We start from the raw sequence: 13,789 nt of genomic DNA, 5'->3' as shown, positions 1-13,789 counted from the left end.
GACTACCGGGCGTTAAAGAGATGAAAGTCAAAACAGTTTCGGTGGGCAAACATCATGATATGTGTTGTCCGCCTTATATGGGGCATTAAACGATTATTGTTTTCCATGTTCAGTTTCCTTTCAGTAATTGAAAGCATGGTCATTTTATCCAGAGAAAAGGGATTAACTGTGAAACTGATCACCAATAACCGATCATTTCAGAAATAATTAGTCGTTTTGAGTGAATAACGCAGATCAAAATGCTGTTTTGTTGGTTTCGTGTTAAATCGATGTTTGCATTGTGTTTTGGAAGGTCGGATATCACCATGAAAATAATCTCTTCGTTATTTTCATGGCATATTCAGGCTGGTGGGGTTATTTATTTAAAATGAATATGAATACTTATTCAGATCATAAACCGATATCCGATACCGGTTTCTGTTAATAAATGACGAGGGCGCGCGGGATCGGCTTCCAGTTTCTGACGAAGGTGTCCCATATAAATGCGTAAATAGTGACTATGCTCGACCGCATTCGGCCCCCAGACCTGGCTTAACAGCTGTCGCTGCGTTAACACTTTGCCATGGTTATTGAGCAGCACGGCCAGCAGACGAAATTCGATAGGCGTGAGGTGGATCTCCTCTTCCCCTCGCACGATACGGCGGGCGGCAAGATCGACGCGGATATCGCCAAAGGCGTACACCGGATCAGAAGGGGACGTGGCACTGTGTCGACGCAGCGCCACACGAAGCCGGGCCTGCAACTCGCCAATGCCAAACGGTTTGATCAGATAATCATCCGCTCCGGCATCCAGGGCGGCGATTTTATCCGTCTCTTCAGTGCGGGCAGAGAGCACCAGAACAGGCATCTGACTCCACTGACGCACCTCACGGATAAAATCGATGCCGTCGCCATCCGGGAGTCCCAGATCCAGGATAACCAGGTCTGGCTTGCGGGTGGCCGCTTCAATTAACCCCCGTTGAAGCGTACCGGCTTCATGAACGCGCAAACCGTCGCCTTCCAGCGCGGTACGCAGAAATCGGCTGATAGCAAGCTCATCTTCAACAATCAGAACGTTAATCACACATCCTCTGGTAATTCATCAAGTTCTGGCGGGGTTTCTAGAGGAAGTGTAACACAAAAGCGTGCGCCACCTTCCGGGCGGTTCTCTGCGGAAATGGTGCCGCCATGCACGTCGACAATCGCCTGGCAGATCGCCAGCCCCAGCCCAACGCCCGGAATGGCGGACTCCTTATTACCGCGCGCGAATTTTTCGAATATGGCGCGCTCCTGACCCGACGGAATCCCCGGCCCGGTATCCCAGACCTCGAGCCGCAGCGCACTGTTATCCACCCTGGCAGCAATCCCCAGACGGGCCTTTGCCCCGGCGTATTTAGCGGCATTTTCCAGCAGGTTAATCAGCACGCGTTCAAACAGCGGGCCATCAACGTGGATTAACGTCAGGGGGTCCGGCATGTCCAGCTCAATATGGCGCCCGCCGAGACCCGGCTCCAGCATCTTCAGCGCACTGCCGACAACCTCCTCAAGGGTGAGCCACTCTTTTTTGAGGTTAAATCCGCCGGACTGAATGCGCGCCATATCCAGCAGGTTATTCACCAGGCGCGTGGTATTCAGCACGTGCTGGCGAATTTCGCTGGCCTGCATCGCATGTTTTGAACCTTCCGCCGCCAGATCCAGCGTCAGAATTTCGGACTGACCAAACAGCACGGTGAGCGGGGTGCGCAAATCGTGTGACAGCGCGGCCAGCAGCGAGTTTCGGACGCTTTCGCGCTCGCTTGCCAGCCGCGCCTGCTCTTCGCTCGTGGTGAGCGCCAGCCGTTCAAGGGCGCTGGCGACCAGCAGGGTGAAGGTTTCCAGCAGGCGCTGCTGCTCGGGGATCATCAGCTGACGCAGGTTAGACGGCTCGACGATGACCAGCCCGTGATTTTTATCCGCGCTGCGCAGCGGCAGGATCTGATAAGGCACGCCGGGCAGGGTGTCGGTTCCGGCACCGGCAGGTAACCCCTTATCGAAACTCCAGCGGGCAATCGCTTCATCCCAGGGCGTCATGCCCGAAGCGGAGGTCAGCGGGCGAAGGCGCCCCTGCTCGTCGGGGAGCAAAATCAGGTTACTGGCATGAAAGGTCGAGCGGATAAACTGCTCGCTGGTCTGCACGATATCCCGCTGCGTGCGGCCGACCGCCAGCGATTTTGACATTTCATACAGATGGCGCGTGCGCTGCTCGCGGTAGCGGGCAATGCGTGCCTGGTAGCGTACACCGGCCGTCAGATTCCCGATCACCAGCCCGACGGTAAGCATCACGGCAAAGGTCAGGATGTATTGCACGTCCGAGACAGCAAGCGTCCCGCGCGGCGCAATAAAGAACAGATCGAAGCTGATGACGTTGATCACCGTTGCCAGCACCGACGGCCAGCGGCCATAAAAGAGCGCGACCACAACGACACCCAGCAGATAAATCATGACCAGATTGGCGGCATCGAAGGCGATCAGCCACTGGCTGGCAATCACCGTAATCAGGGCGCAAAGCATCACGGCCACCAGGCAGCCCCGGATCTGAATACGCCATTTATCACCAAAAGTACGTGCGTCCGGCGTACGGGTGGGCAGGGGGGCGGGCTTGTCATCCAGCGCGACGATGACTAAATCAAGGTCCGGTGCGCGGTGGGCCAGCCTGTCGGCAAATGATTCACGGCTAAACCAGCGGCGATGCTGGCGACGCCCAATGACAATCTTGCCCAGGTTGTGCTCACGCGCGTAGCGCAAAATAGCTTTATCTTCCTGCGGATCGGACAGGGTTGCGGTTTCGGCGCCCAGCTCCTGCGCCAGCCGCAATGCGCTCAAAATGGCGCGACGTTGATTTTCCGGCAGGCTGTGAAGCTGCGGCGTTTCGACGTAGACCGCGTGCCAGACGCTGCCAAACTTCGCTGCAAGCCGGGCGGCGGTACGCACCAGTTTTTCATTGCCGCTGCCGTGACCAATGCATAACAGAATGGCGTCCCGCGTGTGCCAGACGCGCTCCTGCCCCTGTAGGTCTCGCCAGGCGCGCATCTGGTCATCAACGCGATCGGCGGTGCGGCGCAGGGCCAGTTCGCGCAGGGCAATCAGGTTACCTTTGCGGAAAAAATGTTCGATGGCGCGTTCGGCCTGGCCGGCAATATACACCTTGCCTTCGTGCAGGCGCTGGCGCAGATCGTCCGGCGGCAGGTCAACCAGTACCACTTCATCGGCGGAATCAAAAAACGGATCGGGGACGGTTTCCCGCACCTGAATACCGGTTACGCCGCTCACCACGTCGTTCAGGCTTTCCAGATGCTGAACATTCACCGTGGTGAAGACGTCGATGCCTGCCTCAAGCAGCTCCTCAACATCCTGCCAGCGCTTTGGATGGCGTGAGCCAGGGGCGTTGCTGTGCGCCAGTTCGTCCATCAGGATCAGCGCGGGGCGGCGGGCGAGGGCGGCATCAAGGTCGAACTCCGTGACCAGCCGCCCGCGATGGCTGATCCTCTGGGGCGGCTGCGTCGCCAGCCCCTTCAGCAGCGCCGCCGTCTCTTTGCGACCGTGGGTTTCCACCACGCCGATGAGAATATCAAGCCCCTGCGCCCGCAGCCGCTGGGCTTCCGTCAGCATGGCGAAGGTTTTCCCAACGCCCGCGCAGGCGCCGAAGAAAATTTTCAGCTTGCCGCGATGGGCTTCAGCCGTCTGTTCAAGCAGCCTGTCGGGATCCGGGCGCATGGGCTCGTCGGTCATTTAGTTCTTCCTTAGCGCATCCAGCGCCAGATTCAGCTCAACAATGTTCACTACCGGCATGCCGATGAAGCTGACCAGCGGCTTATGCGTATGTTCTGCAACCAGCTGGCTTACCTGTTCGGCGGTCAGCTGGCGGGCGGCGGCCACGCGCGGGATCTGCCACACCACCGCATCCGGCGTCAGGCTGTAATCCAGCCCGCTTGCGGAAGCGGTGACCAGTTCAACCGGCACCTCCCGGCTGGCCTGTGGATTCGCGGCGCGCAGGGCGGCAACGCGTTCAGCAACGGCTTTGTCCAGGTCAGGATTGCTGCCAGCCAGATTGCTGCCGCCGGAGGCCATTGGATTATACGGGCTTTCCGCAGTGGCGGAAGGGCGTCCCTGGAAGTAGCGCGGGTCCGTAAAGTTCTGCCCAATCAGACGCGAGCCGCGGCTTTCACCGTTCTGGATGATCAGCGAGCCGTTGGCCTGGTCCTCAAACCACCACTGGCCCAGCACCGTCGTCATCAGCGGGTACAGCCCGCCGGTAATCAGAGACAGCAGAATAAACAACAGTATAGCGGGACGTAACATCGTCATTCGATTCACCTTTTAAACCAGCCTGAACAGCGTTAACAACACGTCGATAACCTTGATCCCGATAAAGGGCACCACCAGCCCGCCCAGGCCGTAAATCCACAGGTTGCGGCGCAGCATGGCGGCGGCCGTCAGCGGCTTATAGCTCACCCCTTTCAGCGCCAGCGGAATAAGAAAGACGATAATCAGGGCGTTGAAGATCACCGCGCTCAGAATGGCCGAGGCCGGAGAGTGCAGGTGCATCACGTTCAGGGCATTCAACTGCGGGTATGTGGCCGCGAAGGCCGCCGGGATAATGGCGAAATACTTCGCCACGTCGTTGGCGATACTGAACGTGGTCAGCGAGCCGCGCGTCATCAGCATCTGCTTCCCGATGTGTACCACTTCAATCAGCTTGGTCGGGTTCGAGTCGAGATCCACCATGTTGCCCGCCTCTTTTGCCGCCTGGGTGCCGGAGTTCATCGCCACCGCCACGTCGGCCTGCGCCAGTGCCGGGGCGTCGTTAGTGCCGTCGCCGGTCATTGCCACCAGACGGCCTTCCGCCTGATACTGACGGATCAAAGCCAGCTTCGCTTCCGGCGTCGCTTCGGAAAGGAAATCATCCACGCCCGCTTCAGCGGCAATGGCGGCTGCGGTGAGGCGGTTATCCCCGGTGATCATCACCGTTTTAATGCCCATCTTACGCATCTGGGCGAAACGCTCTTTAATACCGCCTTTCACGATATCTTTCAGGGCGATCACCCCCAGAACGTTTGCACCTTCCGCCACCACCAGGGGTGTCGCTCCCTGACGCGCCACGCTTTCCACCAGATGGTCGACTTCCGGAGGGAAGTGTCCGTTATTGGCTTCAATATGACGGCGAATGGCATCAACGGACCCTTTACGGATCATCCGGTCCTGAATGTTGATCCCGCTCATGCGGGTTTGCGCGGTGAAGGGCACGAACGTGGCGTGCAGGCTTTGTACGTCGCGCTGGCGCAGGTTAAAACGCTGCTTAGCCAGGATCACGATGCTGCGGCCTTCCGGCGTCTCATCGGCCAGAGAGGAAAGTTGCGCTGCGTCGGCCAGCGTTTTTTGATCCACGCCGGGAGCGGGTAAAAAGTCAGAGGCCTGACGATTCCCCAGGGTGATGGTCCCGGTTTTATCCAGCAGCAGCACGTCTACGTCACCCGCGGCTTCAACGGCGCGTCCGCTGGTGGCGATGACGTTCGCGCCCAGCATACGGCTCATCCCCGCCACGCCAATCGCGGACAGCAGGCCACCGATAGTGGTGGGGATCAGACAGACCAGCAGGGCGATCAGTACGGTGATGCTGACCGCTGTACCACCGTAGGCGGAGAAGGGCCACAGGGTCGCCGTGGCCAGCAGGAAGACAAGGGTCAGCGCCACCAGCAGAATGGTCAGGGCGATCTCGTTCGGCGTTTTACGACGCTGGGCGCCTTCCACCATGGCGATCATCCGGTCGAGGAAGGTTTCACCCGGGTTGACGCTGCACTGGATCACCAGCCAGTCGGAAAGAATGCGTGTCCCGCCGGTAACAGAGGCGAAATCCCCGCCGGACTCACGGATCACCGGTGCGGATTCCCCGGTAATGGCGCTTTCGTCTACCGACGCGCCGCCCTCGATCACTTCCCCGTCGCAGGGGATGATGTCGCCAGCTTCCACCAGCACCACGTCGCCTTTACGCAGTTCATCCGCTGGCACGTGGTCCATCTGCGCGCCATATTTAGGTTCACGTAATTTGCGCGCAAAGGCGGTCTTTTTCACCCCTTTCAGGCTGTTGGCCTGCGCCTTACTCCGGCCTTCCGCCAGCGCTTCGGCGAAGTTGGCGAACAGCACGGTAAACCACAGCCACAGGCTGATGGCGGCAGTAAACGTTGCATTCCCTGAAAGGTGTCCCGTTCCCATGGCAATCGCCAGTGCGGTGGTGAGTAAACTTCCAGTCCAGACAATAAACATCACCGGGTTATGCCACTGCACGCGCGGGCTGAGTTTTTTTACCGCATCCATGAGGGCCTGACGAACTAACGTCGGTTCGAGCAGGGCCAGTTGTTTACGACTCATGACAAATTCTCCGCAAAATCAGCGTAAAGAGAGGTATTCCGCAACCGGGCCTAGCGCGAGGGCGGGGATAAAGGTCAGGGCACCCATCAGCAGAACGGTGCCAATCAGCAGGCCGACGAACAGCGCGCCGTGAGTCGGTAACGTACCGGTGGTGGTCGGCTGGATCTTCTTATTCACCAGTGCTCCCGCGATCGCCATGACGGGAATAATCACCCCGAAACGCCCGACGAACATGCAAAATGCCAGCAGGCAGTTCCAGAACGGCGAGTTGGCGCTTAACCCTGCAAAGGCGCTGCCGTTGTTGTTGGCGGCAGATGAAACGGCGTAAAGCACTTCGCTAAAGCCGTGAATGCCCGGGTTAAAGATGCCGCTGCGACCGGCTTCGGTCATCAGCGCCAGCGCGGTGCCGAGCAGCACAAGGGCGGGGGTAACCAGGATCGCCAGTGCGGTTAGCTTCATTTCGCGGACGTCGATTTTTTTGCCGAGATACTCCGGCGTGCGGCCGATCATCAGCCCGGCGATAAATACGGCGAGCAGAACGAACAACAGCATCCCGTACAGCCCCGAGCCAACCCCACCGAAGACCACCTCGCCAGTCTGCATCAGCCACATGGGGATCATGCCGCCGAGCGCGGTGAAAGAGTCGTGCATGGCGTTCACCGCCCCGCAGGAGGCCGCCGTGGTGACCACCGCATAGAGGCTGCTGGCAAGAATGCCGAAGCGGCTCTCTTTGCCTTCAAGGTTTATATTGCTGTTAGCGCCCAGCTGCATGAAGTGGCTATTGCCGTTCCATTCGGCCCACATCACCAGTGCGACGCAGACCACGAAGATCAACGACATTGCCCACAGCAGCGTGCGTCCCTGACTGCGATCGTTAACCACATCGCCAAAGGCGAAGCAGAGCGCGGCGGGGATCAGGAAGATCGCCAGCATCTGCACAAAATTGGTTAATGCCGTTGGGATTTCAAACGGATGCGATGAGTTGGCGTTAAAGAAGCCGCCGCCGTTGGTACCCAGCATCTTGATCGCTTCCTGCGACGCCACTGGCCCCATTGGCAGAAGTTCTCTGGCGCCTTCAAGCGAGGTGTAAGGGGTATAAGGCAGCAGGTTTTGCAGGGTGCCTTGTTGAATAAAGAACAGGGCAATAATCAGCGCAACAGGCATCAGGATCCAAAGGACGATGCGCGTGACGTCAACCCAGGCGTTGCCGAGGGTGCTGACATTCTGACGGGCAAACGCGCGCGTCAGGGCGAAGATCACCGCGATACCGCTGGCCGCAGAAAGAAAGTTTTGCACGGTTAACCCGGCCATCTGGCTGAAGTAGCTGAGCGTGGTTTCCCCTGCGTAAGACTGCCAGTTGGTGTTGGTGACAAAGCTGACCGCCGTGTTCAGCGCCAGATGCCAGGATAAACCGGGTAACTGCTGCGGGTTCAACGGCAGACTGCCCTGAAGCATCAGCAGCGTAAAGAGGGCAATAAGTCCCACGATATTCAGAAGCAGGATTGCCATCAGGTACTGGCGCCAGTTCATTTCCCGGTCGCTGATACCTGAAATGCGCCAGAGCACGTTTTCAATGTTTCTCGTGCCCGGCAATGGCACGTTGTTGATCAGCCGCGCCAGCGCTGTTCCCAGCGGCCTGGCGAGCACAAACAGCACCAGTAAAAAGCTGGCAATAAGCAAAAACGCCTGAGCAGCCATCAGAACGCCTCCGCATTAATCAGGGCATAAATCAGATAACCCAATAACAGGAACACCAGCACGATGCCGGCAATCAGACCTGCACTCACACTCCACCTCCGGGTGACTTTTATTGTTGTACAAACGGTAGGATTTATGGCGCAAAGATTTCGCAAAAATCAGAAGGGTGGGTGTAAAAAAAGTATAAAAAAGGGAAAGACCACAATTTAACTATTGGTAAGTAAATTGTTAACTTTTTTGTAACTTAATTACGGGCGCGAATGTAAATATTCACGAAATGGATGAAAATGAGTGGTCGGATGAGTAGTAAAATTACAAACAAAGCGGTATTATTTTAACCAGGTCACAGATTTCACATTTTCCGGAGAAGGTTTCCGGCCAACTACAGGGGAGAAAATTATGGATCTTTATAAAGAGTTTCCGGCTCATATCATTTTCATGCGTCGCACTTTCGCCGTAGTGGCTGGCGTGCTGGCCCTGTCGGTGATGCTGTTCTGGAAAGATCGCGCACGTTTCTACAGCTACCTGCACCGCGTCTGGGCGAAAACCAGCGAAAAGCCGGTGTGGATGGATCAGGCAGAGAAAGCCACCTGCGATTTCTACTGATACGGCGCGACGTCGTAGCCATAAAAAAACCGCCTACAGCAATGTGGCGGTTTTTTTGTCCCTCGGGATTCGCGGTCCGTTGGGTGGTTTTCAAGCTCTCACACAGAGGCTTACAAGCATACTTCTGCTGGTTTAATAAGCAAACGCTTCACTCCTAAATAAATTCTTAAAAACAGGTTCAATGGATTACGTTTTGCTCACGTGATGCCTACTATGCAGCGTCCCTTTCCGCCATCTCGCAAATGGGCACCGGTCCCGGGAAAGGTGTTACCACAACCGTGAGTCAGGCTCCACACAGAGCTTGTGTCCACCGATTTATCACCGGTGGTGATAGGTGGAGCGGTTAGCAGCAGGGACCGCATAGTGAAACGCTATTTTTGCATCGCGTTCATTGTCGCCAGCGTACTCGTTGTAAAGAGTGATAAACCGGATGTGTTTATTGCCTTTACCCCGATAGCGCAGGACAAGTAGCGTTAAGGCCGCCTTGTGCGGCCTTTTTTATTTCATCCCGTCTACACTTCATGGCAAAGTAGTTCAATGCGTGCCTTTTTCCTTTTACGGCATGCCCTTACGGACATAATGGACAATCGCCTGGAGTTTTATGCCCACCCATCTGGTTTGGTTTCGCGCGGATTTACGCATTCACGACAACTTCGCTCTCGCGGCGGCCTGCCGCGCTAAAGACGCGAATGTGCTGGCCCTGTTTATCGCCACGCCTGAACAGTGGCAGCAGCATGACATGGCGCCCCGGCAAGCGGCATTGCTCAGCGCATATCTGAATGACCTGCAACATTCCCTGGCCGAAAAAGGCATTCCACTGATCTATAAAGAGGCGACTGATTTTGCCGCGCAGCGCCAGACGGTGCAGGCAATCTGCCAGCAGCACGCAGTAACGCATCTTTATTACAACTATCAGTATGAATTTAACGAGCAGCAGCGGGATCGCCTGCTGGAGAAAACGCTTTCGGGGGTGATCTGTGAAGGCTTTGATGACAGCGTGATGCTCGCGCCGGGTAGCGTAATGACCGGCAGTCACGAGATGTATAAAGTGTTCACCCCGTTTAAAAATGCCTTTATCAAGCGGCTGAAAGAGGGGCTGCCAGAGTGCGTTACCGCCCCGGCCGTGAGAGGGGAAACGATAACGGAGCTGCCAGCGATCAGGCTGAATTATCCCCAGCAGTCGTTCGATGAAACGGTATTCCCCGCCAGCGAGAAAGCGGCCATCGCCCGGTTGCGTCAGTTCTGCACGCAGGGGGCGGCGGAGTACGAGGCGCGTCGGGATTTCCCCGCGATTGAAGGCACCAGCCGCTTGTCGGCCTGTTTAGCGCTGGGCGCGCTCTCGCCACGCCAGTGTTTACATCGGCTGCTGGCGGAAAAGCCTCATGCGTTAGACGGGGGAGCGGGCGCAGTGTGGCTGAACGAACTGATCTGGCGTGAGTTTTATCGCCACCTGATGACGTATCATCCTGATTTGTGTAAACATCGGCCCTTCATTCGCTGGACCGAACAGGTACAGTGGCAGTCGAATGAGACGCTGCTTAAGGCATGGCAGCGTGGGCTCACCGGTTTTCCGATTGTTGATGCGGCTATGCGGCAACTCAATGAAACCGGGTGGATGCATAACCGTCTTCGTATGATTACCGCCAGCTTCCTGGTGAAGGATCTGCTTATCGACTGGCGAACCGGAGAGCGTTATTTTATCTCTCAGCTGATCGATGGCGATCTGGCGGCGAATAACGGCGGCTGGCAGTGGGCGGCCTCCACCGGAACGGATGCGGCGCCCTATTTTCGGATCTTCAATCCGACCACGCAGGGACAACGATTTGACGCCGACGGCGAGTTTATTCGTCGCTGGGTGCCTGAACTTAAGGATGTTCCCGCCAAAGCCATCCATGAACCCTGGGTATGGGCGGATAAACAGCGTGTTACCCTGAACTATCCCCGTCCCATTGTTGACCATAAACAGGCGCGCGTCGCCACGCTGGCGGCGTACGAAGCCGCCCGAAAAGTTTGAGAGAATGATGATGAAAAACAGTGAACTGGAACGCCTGATTAACGAAAAACTCAACACCGCCTCGTTTAGCGACTATGGTCCGAATGGCTTGCAGGTTGAGGGGCGCGACACGGTGCAAAAAATCATCACCGGCGTGACGGCAAGCCAGGCGCTGCTGGATGAGGCGGTGCGCCAGGAAGCCGATGCGGTGATCGTCCATCACGGTTACTTCTGGAAAAACGAATCGCCGATTATCCGCGGTATGAAGCGCAATCGCCTCAAAACGCTGCTGGCGAATGACATCAACCTGTACGGGTATCACCTGCCGCTTGATGCACATCCTGAACTGGGGAATAACGTTCAGCTGGCGCAGCTGCTGGGGATTACCGTGATGGGCGAAATTGAACCTCTGGTGCCGTGGGGTGAACTGTCGATGCCGGTGCCGGGTCTGGAGCTGGCCTCGTGGATCGAAGCGCGCCTGGGGCGTCGTCCGCTGTGGTGCGGCGACACCGGGCCGGATACCGTGAAGCGTGTAGCATGGTGTACCGGCGGCGGCCAGGGCTTTATCGACAGCGCCGCACGCTTCGGTGTTGATGCGTTTATTACCGGCGAAGTCTCCGAGCAGACGGTTCACTCTGCCCGTGAACAAGGCCTGCATTTTTACGCGGCAGGCCATCACGCCACCGAGCGTGGCGGCATCCGCGCCCTCAGCGAGTGGCTGACGGAAAATACCGATCTGGATGTGACCTTTATTGATATCCCTAATCCGGCCTGATGAGAGGTAGTTAAGTGCAGCGAGCGCGTTGTTATCTTCTGGGTGAAACCGCAGTGGTTCTGGAGCTTGAGCCGCCGGTGACGCTTGCCACGCAAAAGCGTATCTGGCGGCTGGCACAGCGTCTGCCTGAAATGCCGGGCGTGGTTGAAGCTATTCCGGGCATGAACAATATCACCGTGGTGCTACGCGATCCGCACACGGGGGCGCTGGATGCTATTGAGCGTCTGCAACGCTGGTGGGAGGAGAGCGAGGCGCTGGAGCCGGAATCGCGGGCAATTGAGATCCCCGTTGTCTATGGCGGCAGGGGAGGCCCCGACCTTGGCGTGGTGGCCGGGCACTGTGGATTAACGGAAAAGCAGGTTGTAGAGCTGCATAGCTCAGTCGACTATGTTGTCTGGTTTTTGGGATTTCAGCCGGGCTTTCCCTATCTGGGCGGGTTATCGCCCCAGCTGCATACGCCGCGGCGTGCTGAGCCGCGCCTGAGCGTACCGGCGGGCAGCGTGGCGATTGGTGGCGAGCAAACGGGAATTTATCCGCTCGCTTCACCGGGAGGCTGGCAGCTGATTGGGCACACCTCCACGCCGCTATTTGAACCAGGCCAGGACGCGCCGATACTCCTGCGTCCGGGAGATACCCTGCGCTTTATCCCGCAGAAGGAGGGGGTATGTTAACGCTTATTCGCGCAGGGCTTTACACCTCGGTACAGGATGCCGGGCGTTTTGGGCTGCGCCAGTCCGGCGTGAGCTACTGCGGTGCGCTTGACCGTCCGTCGCTGGAGATTGCTAACCTGCTGGTTGGTAATGCAGGCAGCACGGCAGCGCTGGAAATTACGCTGGGCCAGTGTGAGATTGAATTTGGTGAGGAAACCTGGTTTGCCTTAACCGGTGCAGGCTGTGATGCGACGCTGGACGGCAAAGCGGTGTGGACCGGCTGGCGCCTGCGGGCGAAGGCCGGGCAGCGTTTGACGCTCAAGCGTCCGCTTCACGGCGTGCGTAGCTATCTTGCGGTGGCGGGGGGCATCGACGTGCCGGAGGTGTTGGGATCGTCCAGTACCGACCAGAAAGCAGGTATGGGCGGCCATGAAGGACGGCTGCTGCGCGACGGCGATCGTCTGCGAATAAAACCCTCAACGCGGCATTTCACCACCACGCAGGGTGTGAAACAGCTGCTGTGGGGGAACGTGATCCGCGCCTTACCGGGGCCGGAATACCAGGAGTTTGATGAAGCCGCGAAAGAGTCTTTCTGGCGCTCGCCGTGGAAGATCAGCCCGCAGAGCAACCGCATGGGTTACCGGCTTCAGGGCCAGCCGCTGACCCGCACGACTGACCGGGAGCTGCTTTCCCATGGCCTGCTGCCGGGCGTGATTCAGGTGCCGGGCAACGGGCAGCCCATCGTACTGATGAACGACGCGCAAACGACGGGTGGATATCCGCGTATTGCCTGCATTATCGAAGCGGATCGCTACCATCTGGCGCAAATTCCTCTCGGTCAGCCGATACATTTTGTGCAGTGTTCGCTGGAGGAGGCGTTGAAAGCCCGGCAGGATCAGCAGCGCTATCTCGAGCAGCTGGCGTGGAGGCTTGATGGTAAAGATTGATTTAAATGCCGATCTGGGGGAGGGCAGTAGCGCCGATGAGGCGCTGATGACGCTGGTCACCTCGGTCAACATCGCCTGCGGCTTTCACGCGGGCGATGCGCAGACCATGCTGGAGAGCGTGCGCAATGCCATGAATAACGGCGTTGCGATTGGCGCTCACCCCAGCTTTCCCGACCGGGAGAACTTTGGCCGCACGGCGATGGATCTGCCGCCGGAGACGGTGTACGCGCAAACGCTCTATCAGATCGGCGCGCTGGAGGCGATAGTGCGCGCTGAGAATGGCGCGCTGCGCCACGTGAAGCCGCACGGCATGCTCTATAACCAGGCGGCGAAAGATCCGGCGCTGGCGGATGCCATTGCCCGCGCGGTGCGGGACTGTAATCCGCAACTGATTCTGGTGGGCCTGGCGGGCAGCGAGCTTATCCGTGCCGGAGAACGGCTGGGGCTGACGACGCGGCAGGAAGTGTTTGCCGATCGGGGATACCTGCCGGACGGCAGCCTGGTTCCGCGTACGCAGGCCGGTGCGCTGATTACCGACGAAGCTAAAGCACTGGCGCAAACGTTGGAGATGGTGCGCTTCGGGCGAGTAACCTCAACGGAGGGGACAACGGCAAACGTTCAGGCCGATACGGTGTGTTTACACGGCGACGGCGAGCATGCGCTCCAGTTTGCGCGACGCCTGCGGGCGGCGTTCTCGGACGAGGGCATTCTTGTCAGCGCTGAATAATCATGAAAG

13 protein-coding genes are annotated in these 13,789 nt (G+C 57.9%); 6 read left to right on the top strand and 7 right to left on the bottom strand.

Features of this window, described 5'->3' with window-relative positions; genetic code table 11:
• Positions 1-2 precede the first annotated feature (2 nt).
• From speFL to kdpF, 7 genes are all read right to left on the bottom strand, one after another.
• Entirely contained in the window at positions 3-107 is a 105-nt protein-coding gene (gene speFL, locus BH712_RS24290) for a leader peptide SpeFL (RefSeq protein ID WP_003858645.1), read from the bottom strand.
• 278 nt (positions 108-385) lie between these two features.
• Positions 386-1,063 carry a two-component system response regulator KdpE gene (kdpE, locus tag BH712_RS07440; RefSeq protein WP_006809597.1) on the bottom strand — a complete coding sequence of 226 codons (678 nt, stop codon included), beginning with the start codon at positions 1,061-1,063 and terminating at the stop codon, positions 386-388.
• Entirely contained in the window at positions 1,060-3,747 is a 2,688-nt protein-coding gene (gene kdpD, locus BH712_RS07435; protein ID WP_006809596.1) for a two-component system sensor histidine kinase KdpD, read from the bottom strand. The genes kdpE and kdpD overlap by 4 nt, the downstream gene beginning before the upstream one ends.
• Positions 3,748-4,323, bottom strand: a complete 576-nt coding sequence (kdpC, locus tag BH712_RS07430) for a potassium-transporting ATPase subunit KdpC (protein ID WP_006809595.1) — start codon at positions 4,321-4,323, stop codon at positions 3,748-3,750.
• Between the two features lie 12 nt (positions 4,324-4,335).
• The gene (gene kdpB, locus BH712_RS07425; RefSeq protein WP_006809594.1) at positions 4,336-6,384 is read right to left on the bottom strand and encodes a potassium-transporting ATPase subunit KdpB; all 2,049 of its coding nucleotides are present in this window, start codon (positions 6,382-6,384) and stop codon (positions 4,336-4,338) included.
• An 18-nt stretch (positions 6,385-6,402) separates the two neighbouring features.
• On the bottom strand, positions 6,403-8,082 hold the full coding sequence (gene kdpA, locus BH712_RS07420) for a potassium-transporting ATPase subunit KdpA (RefSeq protein ID WP_006809593.1): 1,680 nt from the start codon (positions 8,080-8,082) through the stop codon (positions 6,403-6,405).
• Complete coding sequence (kdpF, locus tag BH712_RS07415; RefSeq protein ID WP_003858638.1) at positions 8,082-8,171, bottom strand: K(+)-transporting ATPase subunit F; 90 nt, start codon at positions 8,169-8,171, stop codon at positions 8,082-8,084. Before kdpF ends, kdpA begins: the two co-directional genes overlap by 1 nt.
• Positions 8,172-8,481: 310 nt before the next feature.
• On the opposite strand from kdpF, the gene BH712_RS07410 reads away from it, so the two are divergent.
• The 6 genes from BH712_RS07410 to pxpA all read left to right on the top strand — a co-directional run bounded on the left by BH712_RS07410 (position 8,482) and on the right by pxpA (position 13,780).
• Positions 8,482-8,688, top strand: a complete 207-nt coding sequence (locus BH712_RS07410) for a YbfA family protein (RefSeq protein ID WP_006809592.1) — start codon at positions 8,482-8,484, stop codon at positions 8,686-8,688.
• A gap of 601 nt (positions 8,689-9,289) precedes the next feature.
• Entirely contained in the window at positions 9,290-10,702 is a 1,413-nt protein-coding gene (phrB, locus tag BH712_RS07405) for a deoxyribodipyrimidine photo-lyase (protein WP_006809590.1), read from the top strand.
• Between the two features lie 10 nt (positions 10,703-10,712).
• Positions 10,713-11,456, top strand: coding sequence for a type 2 GTP cyclohydrolase I (locus tag BH712_RS07400; protein ID WP_032673753.1), 744 nt, complete (start codon positions 10,713-10,715; stop codon positions 11,454-11,456).
• A 14-nt stretch (positions 11,457-11,470) separates the two neighbouring features.
• Positions 11,471-12,127 carry a 5-oxoprolinase subunit PxpB gene (gene pxpB / locus BH712_RS07395; protein WP_006809588.1) on the top strand — a complete coding sequence of 219 codons (657 nt, stop codon included), beginning with the start codon at positions 11,471-11,473 and terminating at the stop codon, positions 12,125-12,127.
• On the top strand, positions 12,121-13,053 hold the full coding sequence (gene pxpC, locus BH712_RS07390) for a 5-oxoprolinase subunit PxpC (protein ID WP_006809587.1): 933 nt from the start codon (positions 12,121-12,123) through the stop codon (positions 13,051-13,053). The genes pxpB and pxpC overlap by 7 nt, the downstream gene beginning before the upstream one ends.
• On the top strand, positions 13,040-13,780 hold the full coding sequence (gene pxpA, locus BH712_RS07385) for a 5-oxoprolinase subunit PxpA (RefSeq protein ID WP_006809586.1): 741 nt from the start codon (positions 13,040-13,042) through the stop codon (positions 13,778-13,780). The genes pxpC and pxpA overlap by 14 nt, the downstream gene beginning before the upstream one ends.
• Positions 13,781-13,789 lie beyond the last annotated feature (9 nt).

The organism is Enterobacter hormaechei ATCC 49162, assembly GCF_001875655.1.
Classification (GTDB): domain Bacteria; phylum Pseudomonadota; class Gammaproteobacteria; order Enterobacterales; family Enterobacteriaceae; genus Enterobacter; species Enterobacter hormaechei.
The sequence above is the reverse complement of the archived record's forward strand: the minus strand, read 5'-3'. Positions and strand labels throughout refer to the sequence as shown.